This is a genomic window from Bacillus pumilus, from assembly GCF_038738535.1.
In the GTDB taxonomy this organism is placed as follows: domain Bacteria; phylum Bacillota; class Bacilli; order Bacillales; family Bacillaceae; genus Bacillus.
In genome coordinates this window covers 530,975-544,334 of sequence record NZ_CP046128.1, presented here as the reverse complement: position 1 = coordinate 544,334, position 13,360 = coordinate 530,975, and the positions used below count along the sequence as shown (strand labels likewise).

The window sequence follows — 13,360 nt, the reverse complement described above, 5'->3', positions numbered from 1 at the left end:
AGACAGGCTTAAAAGCTTTAACCTGCTATGTACACGTTTCAGGTATGATAGACATAATGGAAAGAAAGGTTGGTGCTCTGTTCAATGATCATCTCTGAAAACTTATTCACCGTTCGTGACTTGACCTATCGTATTCGTTCTGCTGCAATTGGCGATGCCAAGCAGTTATCAGCTCTCAGACTGAAAATTGATGGTGAAACAGAATATTTAGACCGTGAACCAGGCGAAGCCTTTCTTCATGAAAAAGATTTTGAGGTTTTGATTCAAGAGGATGCCAAACAAAGCAGGCATTTATTTTTGGTCGCTGATATTGAAGGAGAGATTGTCGGTTTCTCTAGATGTGAGGGACATTCACTCAAGCGCTCTGCTCACAAAGTGACATTTGGCATCGCCATACAAAAGGATGCCTGGGGCTATCACATTGGCAAAGAGCTTTTAGCCGCTTCTATTGACTGGGCTGATCAGCAAGGCATCCAGAAGATGTCACTTCACGTGCTGGAAACCAACCAAAAAGCCATTCGGTTATATGAGCGCCATGGCTTTCTGATTGAAGGGGTATTAAAAAATGATAAACGGCTGGCAGATGGACTTTATTACAATACTGTTGTGATGGGCAGGCAGAGGCCAAGCTTCTGACTACTTACATCACATAGCCCCATACCATTGAAATCGCACTGTATATCAGAAGCAGCCCCATGACAAACTGGAACGGTTTTTCGTAAGCAGTCAAAAAGCGCTTATATAAAGAGCCAAATAGGCTCCAGCTGAATGTACCGAGAAAGCCAATAAGTGCGAGAATCAATGTCCATATCACATAATGCATATTAGATTGTCCATATGGCAAAACAAAGGTTGAAATCACGGTCAACCCATACAAGATCGCTTTTGGGTTGATAAATTGCAGCATCATACCAGGAACAAAATGATTGTAGCGGTCAAGGGTTTCGTCATCCCCGCCTTTACTTTTCATGATTTTGACAGCTAAATAAATCATGTATGCGGCTCCGATGAACGCCATGACCCAGCCTATTTTCGGCATCACTTGATAAAGAATGATATTAAAGAAGCAACTCAAACACAAAATGACGAGAAATCCGATACCCACACCTAAACAAAATCGAAATGTTTGCTTGACCCCATACTTATTCGTAAAGACCATGGCCATGATGTTGTTTGGCCCCGGGGTAAAGCTGCTCACAAAAGCATAGATCAACATAGAAAGAATCAAGTTGCCGCCTCCCTCGTGCGTTATTAAGACTTTAATTACTTTATTGCGTATGTTACGTTTTATTGTAACGTTTGGTCTTTATAAAGTAAATAGAGAAAGGAGTTTTTTCATGGAAGATGTACAATCGATTATTTCTAAAAATGTGAGGCTTCTTAGAGATCAAAAAAAATTAAGCCTAGAAAAGATGGCAGAATTAACTGGTGTCAGTAAAACCATGATTGGACAAATTGAAAGAGGAGAATCAACCCCTACCATCACGACTTTGTGGAAAATCGCCAACGGATTAAAGGTGTCTTTTAGTGAGCTCATTTACGCACCACAGCCTGAAATCAAGGTGGTACGCAAGGAAGATGCACAGATTTTAACGGAAGATGACGGGAGATATCGTGTGTATACGACTTTTCCCTTTGATGACCGGGGAAAATTTGAAGTGTACCGAGTAGAAATTGATCCTGGCGGGTCGCTGCATGCGAATGAACATATTGGCGGAACAGAGGAATTGATCACTGTTTTTGAGGGAGCGCTTGATATATCCATTGGTGATGAGCAATACAGCTTAAAGGCCGGCGACTCCATTCGTTTTAAAGCGGACCGTTCGCATGCATATAAACAAACCGGAGAACAAATGGTCCGGCTGCAAATGATTCTTTATTATCCTCATGAAAAAAGCTGACAGGCTTGTCCACCTGTCAGCTTTGCGTTTTATTTAATTAAATCCCGGATCACGTACAACCGTTCCAGTAAATGTGACTCTGTATTTTCCTAATCCTAATTCTTCAATAGAGGTTTGTTTTAAAATACCGACCCAGCCATCCTTTGCATAGACAATACTTTCTGGGATGTTCGAGGTCGTATACGTTCTTGTTTCTGAGACAGTTCGACTCGCCTGAACGGTTATTTCACTTTTTGTTTGCTCCTTTGCTTCCACTGGAGCAGCTGTGACCCCGGCACCTGTTAAGACAATTGCTCCAACCAAAACAGAAGACATGACCTTTTTCATAAAAAAATCCCTCCCTTTTTTTGTTGAACATATTAACCATACCATAATTTAGTCCTTTTATAAGTTATTTTTTCATTTTTTTGAAAATTATGATATGATTGTCTTATGTTGGATAGAGAGTGTTCTATACTTCTATGCTTTTATCCTCATCTCATTCCGTCAAACAATTGTGAACGGAGGTGATTTCATGAAAAAATGGCTCATCTGTTTTCAACTTGTTTTCCTCTTCACCTTGACGACCACACCACTTGCTTCTGCTGCTTCATGCCCTACAGTGAAACCTTGTGTCATTGATCCTTAAGCATAAGAAAGGTCGATCAAGCCTATTCACTTGATCGACCTTTTTCGTTATGCTTGCTCTGCTTCCCAGCGGGCAACCTCTTCTCTTACTTTAGGAGCGACTTCTTTTCCAAATAACTCAATGGCTTTTAATACTTGATCATGCGGCATTGAACCAACCGGTACATGAAGCATAAAGCGCGTGATTCCTACATTTTTTCTAAGGTGAATCACTTTCTCTGCCACTGCATCTGGATCTCCTACATACAGCGCGCCTTCTAACGTTCTCGCTGCATCAAATGTAGAACGAGTATATGGACCCCAGCCTCGCTCTCTTGCTAACGTGTTCATCACATGCTGTGTGGAAGGGAAGAATTGGTCTGCTGCAAGATCTGTTTCTTCCGCAACAAATCCATGCGAATGTGACGCTACGGTTAATTTCTCTGGGTCATGTCCAGCGTGCACTGCCGCTTGCTTGTACAGCTGTACAAGCGGTGCGAACTGTCTAGGACTCCCGCCAATGATGGCAAGTACTAGCGGCAGCCCCAATAATCCAGCACGTACAACAGATTCACGGTTTCCCCCACTGCCGATCCAGATTGGAAGCGGATCTTGAACGGGTCTTGGATATACCCCAACATCTTGAATAGATGGGCGATGCTTTCCGCTCCATGTTACACGCTCGGACTGCTGTAATTTGAGCAGCAAATCAAGCTTTTCTTCAAATAATTCTTCATAATCATTCAGGTCATAGCCAAAGAGCGGAAATGATTCAATAAATGAACCACGACCTGCCATGATCTCTGCACGCCCGTTTGATAGTCCATCTAATGTTGCAAAATCCTGAAAGACACGAACAGGATCTGCTGATGAAAGGACTGTCACTGCACTTGTCAGGCGGATATTCTTTGTTTGTGTTGCCGCAGCCGCTAAGACGACAGCTGGATTCGATGCAGCGAAATCTTGTCGATGATGCTCACCCACTCCAAATACATCAAGGCCGACTTGATCTGCTAAAATAATTTCTTCGACTACTTCTCGAATACGCTGTGCGTGACTGACTGTTTTTCCTGTTTGAAAATCAGGTGTTGTTTCTACAAATGTACTTATTCCTAGTTCCATGAGTGGAACCCCCTATCTTATAAGTATGTTACGAATTCAGAGACTGGCTTTCTGTAGCCTCTCGCTTGTCTGCTCTCTACTTTTTCTTTTCCGAGTGTGATCATTAACACAGGAACCAAATCCGACTCGATATTTAACACCTTTTTCATGACATCAGGGTCAAAACCGATCATTGGGCACGTGTCCCATCCCTTGTTTTTGGCGGAGAGCATAAACAGCATCGCAGATAATGAAGCATTGCGGATCGCCTCTTCTTTCTGAAAATCCGCTTCTCTCTGTTCATAAAAGGTCATCGTCTCTCTGACCATTTCTTCGTATTGCTGCGTGTTTAAAATGCCAAGCATTTTCAGACCTTCATAGATGTTCCCCGCTTGCTGATAAGCATTTGGGTCTCCAAGTACAATAATTGCTGCTGAGGCGGAATGCACTTTATATTGTCCAAATGCAGCTTCTCTTACTTGTTCTTTGAGACCTTCTGTTTGGACGACGACATATTGTGTGTGCTGTAAGTTAAAAGCAGATGGTGCCATTTTGACTTCTTCAAATATGCTGTTAAGCTCTTCTCTCGAAATCGAGATATTTGGCAAAAAATTTGATGCGGATCGTCTTTCACGTACCAATGTATCAAAGCTGAGTGTCATCTTGTTTCCCCTTTTCGTGAAGTTGTTTTGCACCTAAACCGACTTTTTTTAGTAATTCAATGAGCTGTTCTTTTTCTTCTTTTTCAATAAAGGATAGGTTTAGCGAAATGACATCTGTGTGTTTAGGAAAAATGTCATCAAACAATTGCTTTCCTTTTTCCGTCAGCAATACATGAAATACACGTTTATCAGAGGGTGCACATTGCCTTTTCACCAGCTCTTGTTTTTCTAGTTTGTTCACGACATATGTCATGCTTCCACTTGGGATTGACAGGATGTCGCTGATCTTTTGGACAGGATGCGGCCCCTTACTATAGAGCAATTCAAGGATCTGAAAGTTCTCAAATCCGATATCATACCGTTCAATGTCTTTTTGGATATTTGTAAAAAGAGCTTGATAGGCTTTCATCCACACGCGGAATAGCCTTAAGTCTAATTCATGTTCATGCTGCACCATGGCAACTACTCCTTTTTTCAATAAATCCTAAAACTAGGATAAATTTATCCTAACACTAGGATATTTTATTGTCAACGAGTTTGTTTCATAAAAAAAAGACCACCTCAGGTCAGTGATCCTCTTCTTTTAAGACAAAATGCATTTCAGCTATCTGCTTGTATTGTTGTACTTCTTTTAATGAAAACCTGGATTCCATATCCGCTGGGGAAAACAGAGGAATGCCTCTCCCAATCATGACAGGTGCGATTTGAAGGTAAAGCTCATCAACCAATCCTGCTTTTATGAAAGACTGAAGCAGTTCCCCGCCGCCGACAATCCAGATATGCTGACCTGGTACATCTTTTAATTTTTTCACAAATGATAAGATATCTTCTCGAATGATATGAGTTCCTTTCAGACTGTCTTGTAAAGTTCGTGACATGATATAACAAGTCTTTCCTTCGTAAGGAAACTCATCTGGTGACAGCTGAAGAACCTGCTCATATGTATTTCGCCCCATGATCAGCGTATCAACTGACGCATAAAAGTCATCATAGCTCGTTTCTTCCTCGCCCTCTGTTCCTATTAGCCAATCGAGCCGGTGATCCTCTCTCGCTAAATAGCCATCGATACTCATCGCCCCATAAAAAAGCAGCTTCCTTTTCTGACTCAATCCCATCACTCCTTACCCTAAATAAGAACATATATTCTATCCCCATTGTATCAGAAAGGAAAGACAAAGGATACATGGGTTTGCCATCTTCCATTTTCATGTCTTCAAAACCGTGATTCAATAAGGTATCCTCTTCAGGTAATGATATAATAAAATCAGTTCAATCAATGATCATACTTGGAGGAGAGACTGATGATACGACGACTTGATCATATCGTGTTGACTGTACAACATATGGAGGACACCATTCGCTTTTATACAAACGTATTAGGAATGAAGGAAGAAACCTTTGGAGAAGGCCGTAAAGCGCTTCGTTTTGGTTTACAGAAGATCAACCTTCATGAAGCTGGTCATGAATTTGAACGGGCAGCGGCTCACCCACTTCCTGGCTCTAGTGATTTGTGCTTTATCACCGATTTAGATATGGATAGTCTGCTGCTGCACCTTCGCAAGCAAGTGGTTCCTATTGAAGAAGGGCCAGTCAGGCGCACAGGTACATTAGGTCCGATTGAATCTGTTTATATCCGTGATCCTGATCTGAATTTAATTGAAATTTCTCGATATATAGAGGAGGGTGATCCGTCATGACCCGCTTATTTTTGAGACCGATTGAAGAGCAGGATTATCCTGGTATTCAAAGAGGATGCCAGCATGCAGAAACTCTTTATATGACTGGCACACGCAAAACGTTCACACTAGAAGAGATTCGTTCAGCCTATACCCGATTTTTACAAGATGACAGCAGACGAGATTTCGCCATTTGTCTGCTAGACACGAAAGAAATGATTGGGGATGCGGCGATTGTGGACATTGATCCAATTAATCATACGGCAAGCTTCCGCATTGCGCTTCATGGACCAGAACATTTCCAAAAGGGCTATGGTACAGAAGCTGTCCGGATGGTTCAAGCATTCGCCTTTGATACATTAGAACTCAATCGTCTTGAGCTCGAAGTCTTTTCCCATAATCCAAGAGCCTTCAGAAGCTATGAGAAAGCCGGATTTCAATATGAAGGGAAAAGACGCCAAGCACTCTATTTCAATGAAACCTACTCAGATGTGATCATCATGGGCATCCTTCGTGAAGAATACAATCAGATGAACAGTGGAGATGCCCCCGCTTAAGAAGGGTCATCTTTTTTAAAAAATTGAATCGCTGTGACGATGATCAAACAAATCATGGAAGAGAGAACGATAGAGATGCTTGATATACTAAGCGCCATGCCTTCCCATCTGCCAATGAAGAAACTGAATATCAATAAAACCAATCCAAATAGAATGAAGCATATAGGGAGGATTAGCCCCGCATGACGGTGTCTGCGTCTTTTCCCTGCCCACCATGAGAGACACAATACAACGATTGTAAAAATAGCGGTTTGCAGCCAAAACATGTTGTTTCAACTCCCATTCTCTTTTTTATCTTATAACAATGGAGGTACTTCCAATGAACATTAGACCCATTGAGCAAAAAGACAATCCGTATATCGCAGCGATTATCCGCCAGTCACTAGAATCGGCGAATTTGGCGATTGAAGGAACTGCCTACACTGATCCCCACCTTGACCAGCTTTTCGAATACTATCAATCATTGACTCATGCAGCCTATTGGATTGCTGAAGAGAATGGTGACATTGTAGGCGGCGTAGGCATTGCTCCATTTACAAACGACATCTGTGAATTACAAAAGCTTTATTTAAGTCCAAAGGCACAAGGAAAAGGTGCGGGCAAAAAACTGATGGATACGGCGCTGCAATATGCCTCTACATACTACGAAGCATGTTATTTAGAAACCCGCCAGGAATTAACTGCAGCCACCGGCCTTTATCAGCGATATGGCTTTTCTCTTCTCTCTGAACCGATTGATGGCTCTGAGCATTCTGCGATGGATGCTTGGTATCTCAAAACCTTCTCATCATGAGCCATAAAACACTCGATAGGTTTTTGTCCGCTGAAAGCCTAGCTTCTCTGCCAGTTTGATCGAAGCTAGGTGATGGACATCGCAATCCCAATGCGGTGTCCTCTTATTTTCAAGACAGCTCCTGATCATATGCTGACCTGCCAGCTGCGCCAAACCTTTCCCCCGGCAGGCTTCTTCTGTCCAAATATCTATCTCCACACGATCTTCACTTGAAAAAATGGAGACACATTCACTCACCACGTTCTCTCCATCTAAGATGGCAACTCCGATTCCTTTTGATAGAAAGCGCGCCGCTCTCCCCCAATAGGCTTCGTAATAGCTAGGAGGAAAAGCCCTGCTTGCATTGATCACCTGTTCATTTGTCCGCTCTACTCTATAGCCCGGATGAGGCACATCGACATAAGAATGTGCCTGCGGAAAAACGTACGCATGTCTTTCCATCTCATTCAGATGTGAACCAAGACATTTTTTCATCATCACATCTGTTGATTGATTCGCTGAAAATACGGTAAACCGGCCGTTTTGTCTTCTCTGTCTTTCGTAAACATCCACAATGAAGGCCAAGCAGCGTGACAGCTCCGCTTCTCTCTTGCCTGCAACATAATAAATGCCGCATGCAGCTTCAAGAAAAAAAACAAGAGGGTGCACTGCATCATCTACATACAGATGTCCTTGTATGAAACCATCCATGACCGCATCTACAAACACTGGATATGCCGGGTCGATCTGGCGAATTCCTTCTTTCATCGATGGTGACCTTTGCTTCTCCAAGAGATGCACAGTGCTCCCTCCTTTCACGAACATGTTCTTTCCTTCCATTATAAATAAAAAGCTGTGCGCATGCAGTGACTCTTTTTACCCTTTACTGTGGAACTACTTTACCATTCCTGCACCTGTCAACATTCTCATCTCCACCGCCATCAATTTAGCCTTTCAATTAGGGGCGGTCGCGTTATATTCGACTGCTTTACTGCAATTGATTATGTTATTTCATCGGCATTGCCTTTCTGACACTGACTGGTCATATCATCGCCTTTCTGTTTTACAAAAAGCATCAAAATCAAAAAATGGCAGAAGCATTGAATCGTCTGAAGCCACAGTCATAAAAAAAGAGACCTCAATAAAGGTCTCTTGTCTGTTATTCTGCCGCAGGCTCTTCTGCCTTCCCCTTCCAAATAAGGGTTAAGCCTAACCCAAGAAATAAGACAACACCTGCGAATAGAAATGGGAAATGTATATTTTGATCGAATAAAATGCCGCCAAGTGCTGGGCCAAAAATCGTACCTAGGCTTGTGTAGGTGGAGTTCATTCCTGCGACAAATCCTTGCTGGTTTCCAGCGATTTTGGATAAGAAGGTCGTTAATGCTGGTCGCAATAAATCAAACGCAAGGAAAATGACACATGTGACAATCAGTACAACCAAAAAGCCTGAAACGACTGTCGAAACGAAAGCAAGGACCGCTCCGACAATCAGGCATAGCTGAATGACTCTTTTCTCCCCTAGGGCATTAACCAGTTTACCAAACACAAGTACTTGGATGATGACCGCCACAATCGAGCTGACGGTAATGATGACGGCAATATCTTTTGGTCCAAATCCAAACTTATGATTTGTAAACAAGCTAAAGACTGTTTCATACGCAGATAGTCCAAAAGCGAGGACAAACACAATGATAAAGGCGATGAGATAGCTTGGATGAATCGATTTTTTCAAATCTTTAAAGAAAGTAGATTCCTTCACTTGACCCATTTGTTTCGCTCGCTCTTCTTTTGTTAATGGCTCCTTCAGCATAAACATAGACGAAATGACGGCAATAAACGCAATCCCTGCTGCAAAGAAGAATGGCAGGCGTACGCCATATTCTGCGATAAATCCGCCAATGCCCGGGCCAATAATAAAACCGGTACTAATGGCCGCTGACACATAGCCCATTGCCTTTGATCTTTCTTGAACGGTCGTGATATCTGCGACATAAGCAGTGACAGCCGGCATGATAAATGCCGCACTAATGCCGCCTAGCAGCCTTGCAAAATACAGCACATACACGTGTGTCCCAAGACCGAAGACGAGTTCTGATAACGCAAATAGAAACAGCCCTGACACAATCATAATCTTTCTTCCGTAGCGGTCTACCCATCTCCCTGCAATAGGTGAAGCAATGAGCTGAGCCACAGCAAACGCCGCCACAAGGTATCCCATCGTACTTCCTGTTAGATGCATCACGTTCATGAATAGCGGCATGACAGGAATGATGAGACCGATGCCTAAAAACGCAATAAATATATTACTTAATAAAATAACGAGTACAGCTTTTTGCTCACTAATCGGTTTTTGCATGATGTTTGTTTCTCCTTTACTGACTCACTTGTTACTCATGATGGTTGATTCCGTGAATAAACAATGAGATCGCCTCTTTTTGTAACTCTTTCTTCTGTTGGATGGTGTCACTTTTATATAACACGTCTAATCCGTAAAAAACGGAAAGTAATATTTTCACTTTTGACTCCACATGCTGAATTGACCAGCTGCCATCTTCGTTTCCTTCAAGTAAGATGTCTCTCATCACATCATCAAAGTCGGCATCAATCTTGTTCAGCCGTTCCATGACCTCGTCTGATGTAAAGGCACTTGCACAGAATTCCTCACTCGCTCTCATTAATGGGTAGTTAATCCCCATTTGACTGAGCAGCTCTGCAAATCCGGCGAGCTTATCAATGGCCCGGTGCATCGTTTGTTTCTCCTGATGCCACGTCTCCATCATCAAACGGTGATCCTCTTCCATGATATGAAGGAACAAGAACTCTTTTCCTTTAAAATGGTGATAGAGATTGCCTTTACTAACCTCAGCAGCCTCTAGAATATCCCGCACGGATGTTTCTGAATATCCTTTTTTCGCAAATAAATCACGAGAAGCGGTGACGATTTTTTGCTTCGTCTTCTCGCTCTTTCCAGCCCCGCTTTGTGTACTTGTCATCTTTCACAATCCCTTCTACCTTGCTTTTCTTTGCAAGGACAAATCAAAACCGACCAGTTGGTTTATTTTTTTATTATAAATGGATCTTTTTCAAAATACAATGAAAAAGTCATCGAATTCATAAGGAGTGAATCATGTGAAAACAAACAATACGGTCATTTATGCCCTCTCATCATTTAATAATTCTTAATATTTAACTTCACTTAACAATAAGGATTGCCTATAATAGAATAGAGGTGATGTCATTGGATGAGGAAATCATTCATTACGGTAAAAAAATCATTGAATACTCGAATGCACTAGGCTCTATCTATGTAGAAGAGTATCAACGATTTTTAAAACATGAGTATGCAGATTTATCAGCCAAACAAGAGCTGACACTTGAATTATTACGGACAAAAACGAGAACAATCAACGAACTAGCTGATTACTTTTCAATTTCGGCAAGTGCCGCTAGCCAGCTTGTCTCAAAGCTTGAGCAGCTTGGCTATGTCAAACGAGAAATTAATCCACATAACCGAAGAGAAATCATTGTTGATTTTGCTCAAAAGGGTCATGACTATCACAAGAATACGGAAGAAATTCAATTGCACCTTATTCAAAAATACTATGCAAAGCTTCCAAAAGAAGATTTAAAAACATTATTATCTCTATACGAAAAAATCTATCAGATTGCGAAAGAAGCGCCTTAATCCGGTGTTTTTCTCCAACATTTAAGTTAGATAAACTATTAAGGGGATGAAAATATGGGTAGGATTCATTTACAAGATGGACGTCATATTGGTTTGTGTGAATACGGTGATCTTGAAGGGTTTCCAGTATTCTTTTTTCACGGAACACCTGGATCAAGAGTCATGTTTTTAGATGATGACCCAATCTCTAAAGAGCTCGGTGTTCGCCTCATCTGTTTAGACAGACCTGGATTTGGTTTATCTACCCCTCAACCTGACCGTACGATTTTAGACTGGGCAAAAGACGTGCTGGAAGTAGCAGATCATTTAGGCATTCAGCATTTTTCAGTGATGGGTGTATCTGGAGGCGGCGCATTCGCTGCTGGCTGTGCTTATCAATTGCCGAATCGAGTCCTTTCAGCCGCTCTGATCTCAAGTACAACGCCATTTCAGGACGGAAAACCGCCTAAGAGTATGCTCAAAGAGAACAAATTGGCTTTTTTCCTCAGTAAGAAGTTCCCTTGGCTATTGAAAGCAAGCTATCGTTCCCAGAAAAAAATGATTGAGAAAAAACCAGAGAAATTTAAGAAGCTGGCCAAAAATGGGAACAAACATTTACATCCATGGGACCGTCAATTCCTTCAAACCGATGAGCAGCTCGAGATGATGATGACGCATTTACACGAAGCCACTCGTCAATCGGTGGATGAATGTATTCATGAACCATATTTGCTCTCGCAGCCATGGGCATTCGATATGAAAGATATACAAATCCCTGTTGATGTATGGCATGGAAAAGAGGATACGATGGCTCCATTTGTAGAAATAGAAAAAATGGCTCCTAGTATTCCAAACGTCAAAACCTATTATATAGATCAAGCGGGACATTTTCTTACAGATGTGGACGATATATGGCGAGATATTTTACTCTCTTTAAAAACACGTGCTGAAAAGTATCATCAGGAACATGCATAAAAAAAGACCCGAAGCTTCGGGTCCCTTTCTTCATTAATATTTTTCATAATATGTCTGTACTTTATCTGGATCTTTTGTCTTCGTTAGAGCGAGCATAAGCAGAATGCGCGCTTTTTGTGGATTTAATGAATCCGATGACACAAAGTGATGTTCATCATCCATTTTTTCGTGGGTCACAATTCCATTTCCCGCACGGCTTGACCTCACGAGGACCACATCTTTCTTCACTGCATCTGTTGCCCCTTTGATGGCTTCTGTTGACATCGTTCCATTTCCTGCTGCGGCAACGACAATGCCTTTCGCTCCTGCTTTTACAGCTGCATCATACACATATTTTTGATCATTTTGATAGCCATATAAAATATCGACTTGTGGCAATTCTTTTATTTTCGATACATCAAATTCACTATCAGTTGTATGTTTTCTTGTCGTTTCGTTATAGAAGGAAACAACTTCACCAGCAATTTCTCCAATGTAGCCTTGCTCAAGTGACTTGAAGGAATCGGTTGTGGTCGTGTTTGTCTTTGTAATAAATCGAGCTGAGGCAATTCGGTCATTTAACGTGACCATGACACCTTTGCCTTTTGCTTCTTTTATAGAGGCAATTTTGACAGCATGATACAAGTTCAGCGGACCATCCGCACTGATAGCAGACGCTGGTCTCATTGAGCCAACGACCACAACTGGCTTATCACTTTTGACAACCAGATGTAGAAAGTAAGCTGTTTCTTCAAGTGTGTCTGTTCCATGCGTGATGACTATGCCATCCACCTGATCATCATTTAAGAGTTGATTCACTCGTTTGGCTAATTTTAAAAGAAGGGCATTATCAACATTTTCACTGCCAACATTCGCTACCTGCTCACCGGTAACGTTTGCAATATCCTTTAGCTGAGGAACTGAAGCAATGACTTTATCGATGCCAAGTGAACCGGATTTATATCCTGTCGTATCTGTATCACTGTCCGAACTGCCAGCAATCGTCCCGCCTGTCGCTAATACCTTAATATTAGATAAGGACTTATTCCCTGTTTCTACGGCTGTCGTTTTGTCCTTTGATTCATTAGTTGCGCTTTCTTTTTCGCTTTGATTTTTCTCTTGGGTACTTGTATTGGCACAAGCTGCTGTCGACAGTAATAAAGCAGAAAGAAGGACAGCACCTAACCATTTTGTTACGTTCATTCGATCATCTCTCTTCTTAAATGTGATGGATTCAAAGCTAGATCTCTTTCTATAGGGTTTACTTTATACCATTCCTTCATTCATCGGCATGAGGCGAAAGATACAGAACCAAATAAAGGAAAAATGGTCATTATCACAATCATTTATTTACATCTAAATACCTAACTTTACTTTTAAAAGAGGAGATATTGAGGTTGTTCAATCAATAAAAGTAAACAATACTAGATCATCAATTTATGATAAAATATAGTAAATTTTACA

General features: G+C 41.6%; 18 protein-coding genes. 7 read left to right on the top strand and 11 right to left on the bottom strand.

All coding sequences use genetic code 11. The annotated features are described in order from the left end of the window. The first annotated feature begins 84 nt into the window (after window positions 1-84). Window positions 85-636 carry a GNAT family N-acetyltransferase gene (locus tag GKC25_RS02685; protein WP_034665977.1) on the top strand — a complete coding sequence of 184 codons (552 nt, stop codon included), beginning with the start codon at window positions 85-87 and terminating at the stop codon, window positions 634-636. A gap of 4 nt (window positions 637-640) precedes the next feature. On the opposite strand, the gene GKC25_RS02680 is transcribed toward GKC25_RS02685, so the two are convergent. Then, the gene (locus GKC25_RS02680) at window positions 641-1,228 is read right to left on the bottom strand and encodes a LysE family transporter (RefSeq protein WP_095286277.1); all 588 of its coding nucleotides are present in this window, start codon (window positions 1,226-1,228) and stop codon (window positions 641-643) included. 109 nt (window positions 1,229-1,337) lie between these two features. On the opposite strand from GKC25_RS02680, the gene GKC25_RS02675 reads away from it, so the two are divergent. Beyond that, complete coding sequence (locus GKC25_RS02675; RefSeq protein WP_034665985.1) at window positions 1,338-1,901, top strand: helix-turn-helix domain-containing protein; 564 nt, start codon at window positions 1,338-1,340, stop codon at window positions 1,899-1,901. A 33-nt stretch (window positions 1,902-1,934) separates the two neighbouring features. Here GKC25_RS02675 and GKC25_RS02670 read toward each other — a convergent pair whose 3' ends face one another. From GKC25_RS02670 to GKC25_RS02650, 5 genes are all read right to left on the bottom strand, one after another. Continuing rightward, window positions 1,935-2,228: a hypothetical protein gene (locus tag GKC25_RS02670; protein WP_034665989.1), complete on the bottom strand. Its 294-nt coding sequence runs from the start codon at window positions 2,226-2,228 to the stop codon at window positions 1,935-1,937. A gap of 348 nt (window positions 2,229-2,576) precedes the next feature. Continuing rightward, window positions 2,577-3,629 carry an LLM class flavin-dependent oxidoreductase gene (locus GKC25_RS02665; RefSeq protein WP_095286274.1) on the bottom strand — a complete coding sequence of 351 codons (1,053 nt, stop codon included), beginning with the start codon at window positions 3,627-3,629 and terminating at the stop codon, window positions 2,577-2,579. Between the two features lie 17 nt (window positions 3,630-3,646). Next, window positions 3,647-4,270, bottom strand: a complete 624-nt coding sequence (locus GKC25_RS02660) for a nitroreductase family protein (RefSeq protein ID WP_342689902.1) — start codon at window positions 4,268-4,270, stop codon at window positions 3,647-3,649. Further along, complete coding sequence (locus GKC25_RS02655; protein ID WP_106038570.1) at window positions 4,254-4,727, bottom strand: MarR family winged helix-turn-helix transcriptional regulator; 474 nt, start codon at window positions 4,725-4,727, stop codon at window positions 4,254-4,256. Before GKC25_RS02655 ends, GKC25_RS02660 begins: the two co-directional genes overlap by 17 nt. A gap of 109 nt (window positions 4,728-4,836) precedes the next feature. After that, window positions 4,837-5,379 (bottom strand): dihydrofolate reductase family protein, encoded by a 543-nt coding sequence (locus GKC25_RS02650; RefSeq protein ID WP_052004395.1) that lies wholly within the window; start codon window positions 5,377-5,379, stop codon window positions 4,837-4,839. A gap of 192 nt (window positions 5,380-5,571) precedes the next feature. Between GKC25_RS02650 and GKC25_RS02645 the strand changes: the two genes are divergently transcribed. Then, window positions 5,572-5,967: a VOC family protein gene (locus GKC25_RS02645; protein WP_034666005.1), complete on the top strand. Its 396-nt coding sequence runs from the start codon at window positions 5,572-5,574 to the stop codon at window positions 5,965-5,967. After that, window positions 5,964-6,503 carry a GNAT family protein gene (locus GKC25_RS02640; RefSeq protein ID WP_342689901.1) on the top strand — a complete coding sequence of 180 codons (540 nt, stop codon included), beginning with the start codon at window positions 5,964-5,966 and terminating at the stop codon, window positions 6,501-6,503. The genes GKC25_RS02645 and GKC25_RS02640 overlap by 4 nt, the downstream gene beginning before the upstream one ends. Here the strand turns inward: GKC25_RS02640 and GKC25_RS02635 are convergent. Then, window positions 6,500-6,769, bottom strand: a complete 270-nt coding sequence (locus GKC25_RS02635; protein ID WP_187704352.1) for a YesK-like family protein — start codon at window positions 6,767-6,769, stop codon at window positions 6,500-6,502. The genes GKC25_RS02640 and GKC25_RS02635 overlap by 4 nt on opposite strands. Before the next feature lie 53 nt (window positions 6,770-6,822). On the opposite strand from GKC25_RS02635, the gene GKC25_RS02630 reads away from it, so the two are divergent. Further along, on the top strand, window positions 6,823-7,296 hold the full coding sequence (locus tag GKC25_RS02630; RefSeq protein ID WP_034666017.1) for a GNAT family N-acetyltransferase: 474 nt from the start codon (window positions 6,823-6,825) through the stop codon (window positions 7,294-7,296). Here the strand turns inward: GKC25_RS02630 and GKC25_RS02625 are convergent. The 3 genes from GKC25_RS02625 to GKC25_RS02615 form a co-directional block, all read right to left on the bottom strand. Next, window positions 7,291-8,076 carry a GNAT family N-acetyltransferase gene (locus GKC25_RS02625; protein WP_342689480.1) on the bottom strand — a complete coding sequence of 262 codons (786 nt, stop codon included), beginning with the start codon at window positions 8,074-8,076 and terminating at the stop codon, window positions 7,291-7,293. The genes GKC25_RS02630 and GKC25_RS02625 overlap by 6 nt on opposite strands. Before the next feature lie 358 nt (window positions 8,077-8,434). After that, window positions 8,435-9,634, bottom strand: coding sequence for an MFS transporter (locus GKC25_RS02620; RefSeq protein WP_342689900.1), 1,200 nt, complete (start codon window positions 9,632-9,634; stop codon window positions 8,435-8,437). A gap of 31 nt (window positions 9,635-9,665) precedes the next feature. Continuing rightward, window positions 9,666-10,271 carry a TetR/AcrR family transcriptional regulator gene (locus tag GKC25_RS02615; protein ID WP_060595616.1) on the bottom strand — a complete coding sequence of 202 codons (606 nt, stop codon included), beginning with the start codon at window positions 10,269-10,271 and terminating at the stop codon, window positions 9,666-9,668. 239 nt (window positions 10,272-10,510) lie between these two features. Between GKC25_RS02615 and GKC25_RS02610 the strand changes: the two genes are divergently transcribed. Beyond that, window positions 10,511-10,963, top strand: coding sequence for a MarR family winged helix-turn-helix transcriptional regulator (locus GKC25_RS02610; RefSeq protein WP_034666030.1), 453 nt, complete (start codon window positions 10,511-10,513; stop codon window positions 10,961-10,963). 54 nt (window positions 10,964-11,017) lie between these two features. Next, entirely contained in the window at window positions 11,018-11,917 is a 900-nt protein-coding gene (locus tag GKC25_RS02605) for an alpha/beta fold hydrolase (protein WP_106038574.1), read from the top strand. A 33-nt stretch (window positions 11,918-11,950) separates the two neighbouring features. On the opposite strand, the gene GKC25_RS02600 is transcribed toward GKC25_RS02605, so the two are convergent. Continuing rightward, window positions 11,951-13,099, bottom strand: a complete 1,149-nt coding sequence (locus tag GKC25_RS02600; RefSeq protein WP_034666034.1) for a type II asparaginase — start codon at window positions 13,097-13,099, stop codon at window positions 11,951-11,953. Window positions 13,100-13,360: the final 261 nt, after the last annotated feature.

What these genes read in the sequence shown, in the direction of transcription:
- GKC25_RS02685 (WP_034665977.1), top strand. Translation starts at nt 85, where the DNA reads ATGATCATCTCTGAAAACTTATTCACCGTTCGTGACTTGACCTATCGT.
- GKC25_RS02675 (WP_034665985.1), top strand. Translation starts at nt 1,338, where the DNA reads ATGGAAGATGTACAATCGATTATTTCTAAAAATGTGAGGCTTCTTAGA.
- GKC25_RS02670 (WP_034665989.1), bottom strand. Translation starts at nt 2,228, where the DNA reads ATGAAAAAGGTCATGTCTTCTGTTTTGGTTGGAGCAATTGTCTTAACA.
- GKC25_RS02665 (WP_095286274.1), bottom strand. Translation starts at nt 3,629, where the DNA reads ATGGAACTAGGAATAAGTACATTTGTAGAAACAACACCTGATTTTCAA.
- GKC25_RS02660 (WP_342689902.1), bottom strand. Translation starts at nt 4,270, where the DNA reads ATGACACTCAGCTTTGATACATTGGTACGTGAAAGACGATCCGCATCA.
- GKC25_RS02655 (WP_106038570.1), bottom strand. Translation starts at nt 4,727, where the DNA reads ATGGTGCAGCATGAACATGAATTAGACTTAAGGCTATTCCGCGTGTGG.
- GKC25_RS02645 (WP_034666005.1), top strand. Translation starts at nt 5,572, where the DNA reads ATGATACGACGACTTGATCATATCGTGTTGACTGTACAACATATGGAG.
- GKC25_RS02640 (WP_342689901.1), top strand. Translation starts at nt 5,964, where the DNA reads ATGACCCGCTTATTTTTGAGACCGATTGAAGAGCAGGATTATCCTGGT.
- GKC25_RS02635 (WP_187704352.1), bottom strand. Translation starts at nt 6,769, where the DNA reads ATGTTTTGGCTGCAAACCGCTATTTTTACAATCGTTGTATTGTGTCTC.
- GKC25_RS02630 (WP_034666017.1), top strand. Translation starts at nt 6,823, where the DNA reads ATGAACATTAGACCCATTGAGCAAAAAGACAATCCGTATATCGCAGCG.
- GKC25_RS02620 (WP_342689900.1), bottom strand. Translation starts at nt 9,634, where the DNA reads ATGCAAAAACCGATTAGTGAGCAAAAAGCTGTACTCGTTATTTTATTA.
- GKC25_RS02615 (WP_060595616.1), bottom strand. Translation starts at nt 10,271, where the DNA reads ATGACAAGTACACAAAGCGGGGCTGGAAAGAGCGAGAAGACGAAGCAA.
- GKC25_RS02610 (WP_034666030.1), top strand. Translation starts at nt 10,511, where the DNA reads ATGTCATTGGATGAGGAAATCATTCATTACGGTAAAAAAATCATTGAA.
- GKC25_RS02605 (WP_106038574.1), top strand. Translation starts at nt 11,018, where the DNA reads ATGGGTAGGATTCATTTACAAGATGGACGTCATATTGGTTTGTGTGAA.
- GKC25_RS02600 (WP_034666034.1), bottom strand. Translation starts at nt 13,099, where the DNA reads ATGAACGTAACAAAATGGTTAGGTGCTGTCCTTCTTTCTGCTTTATTA.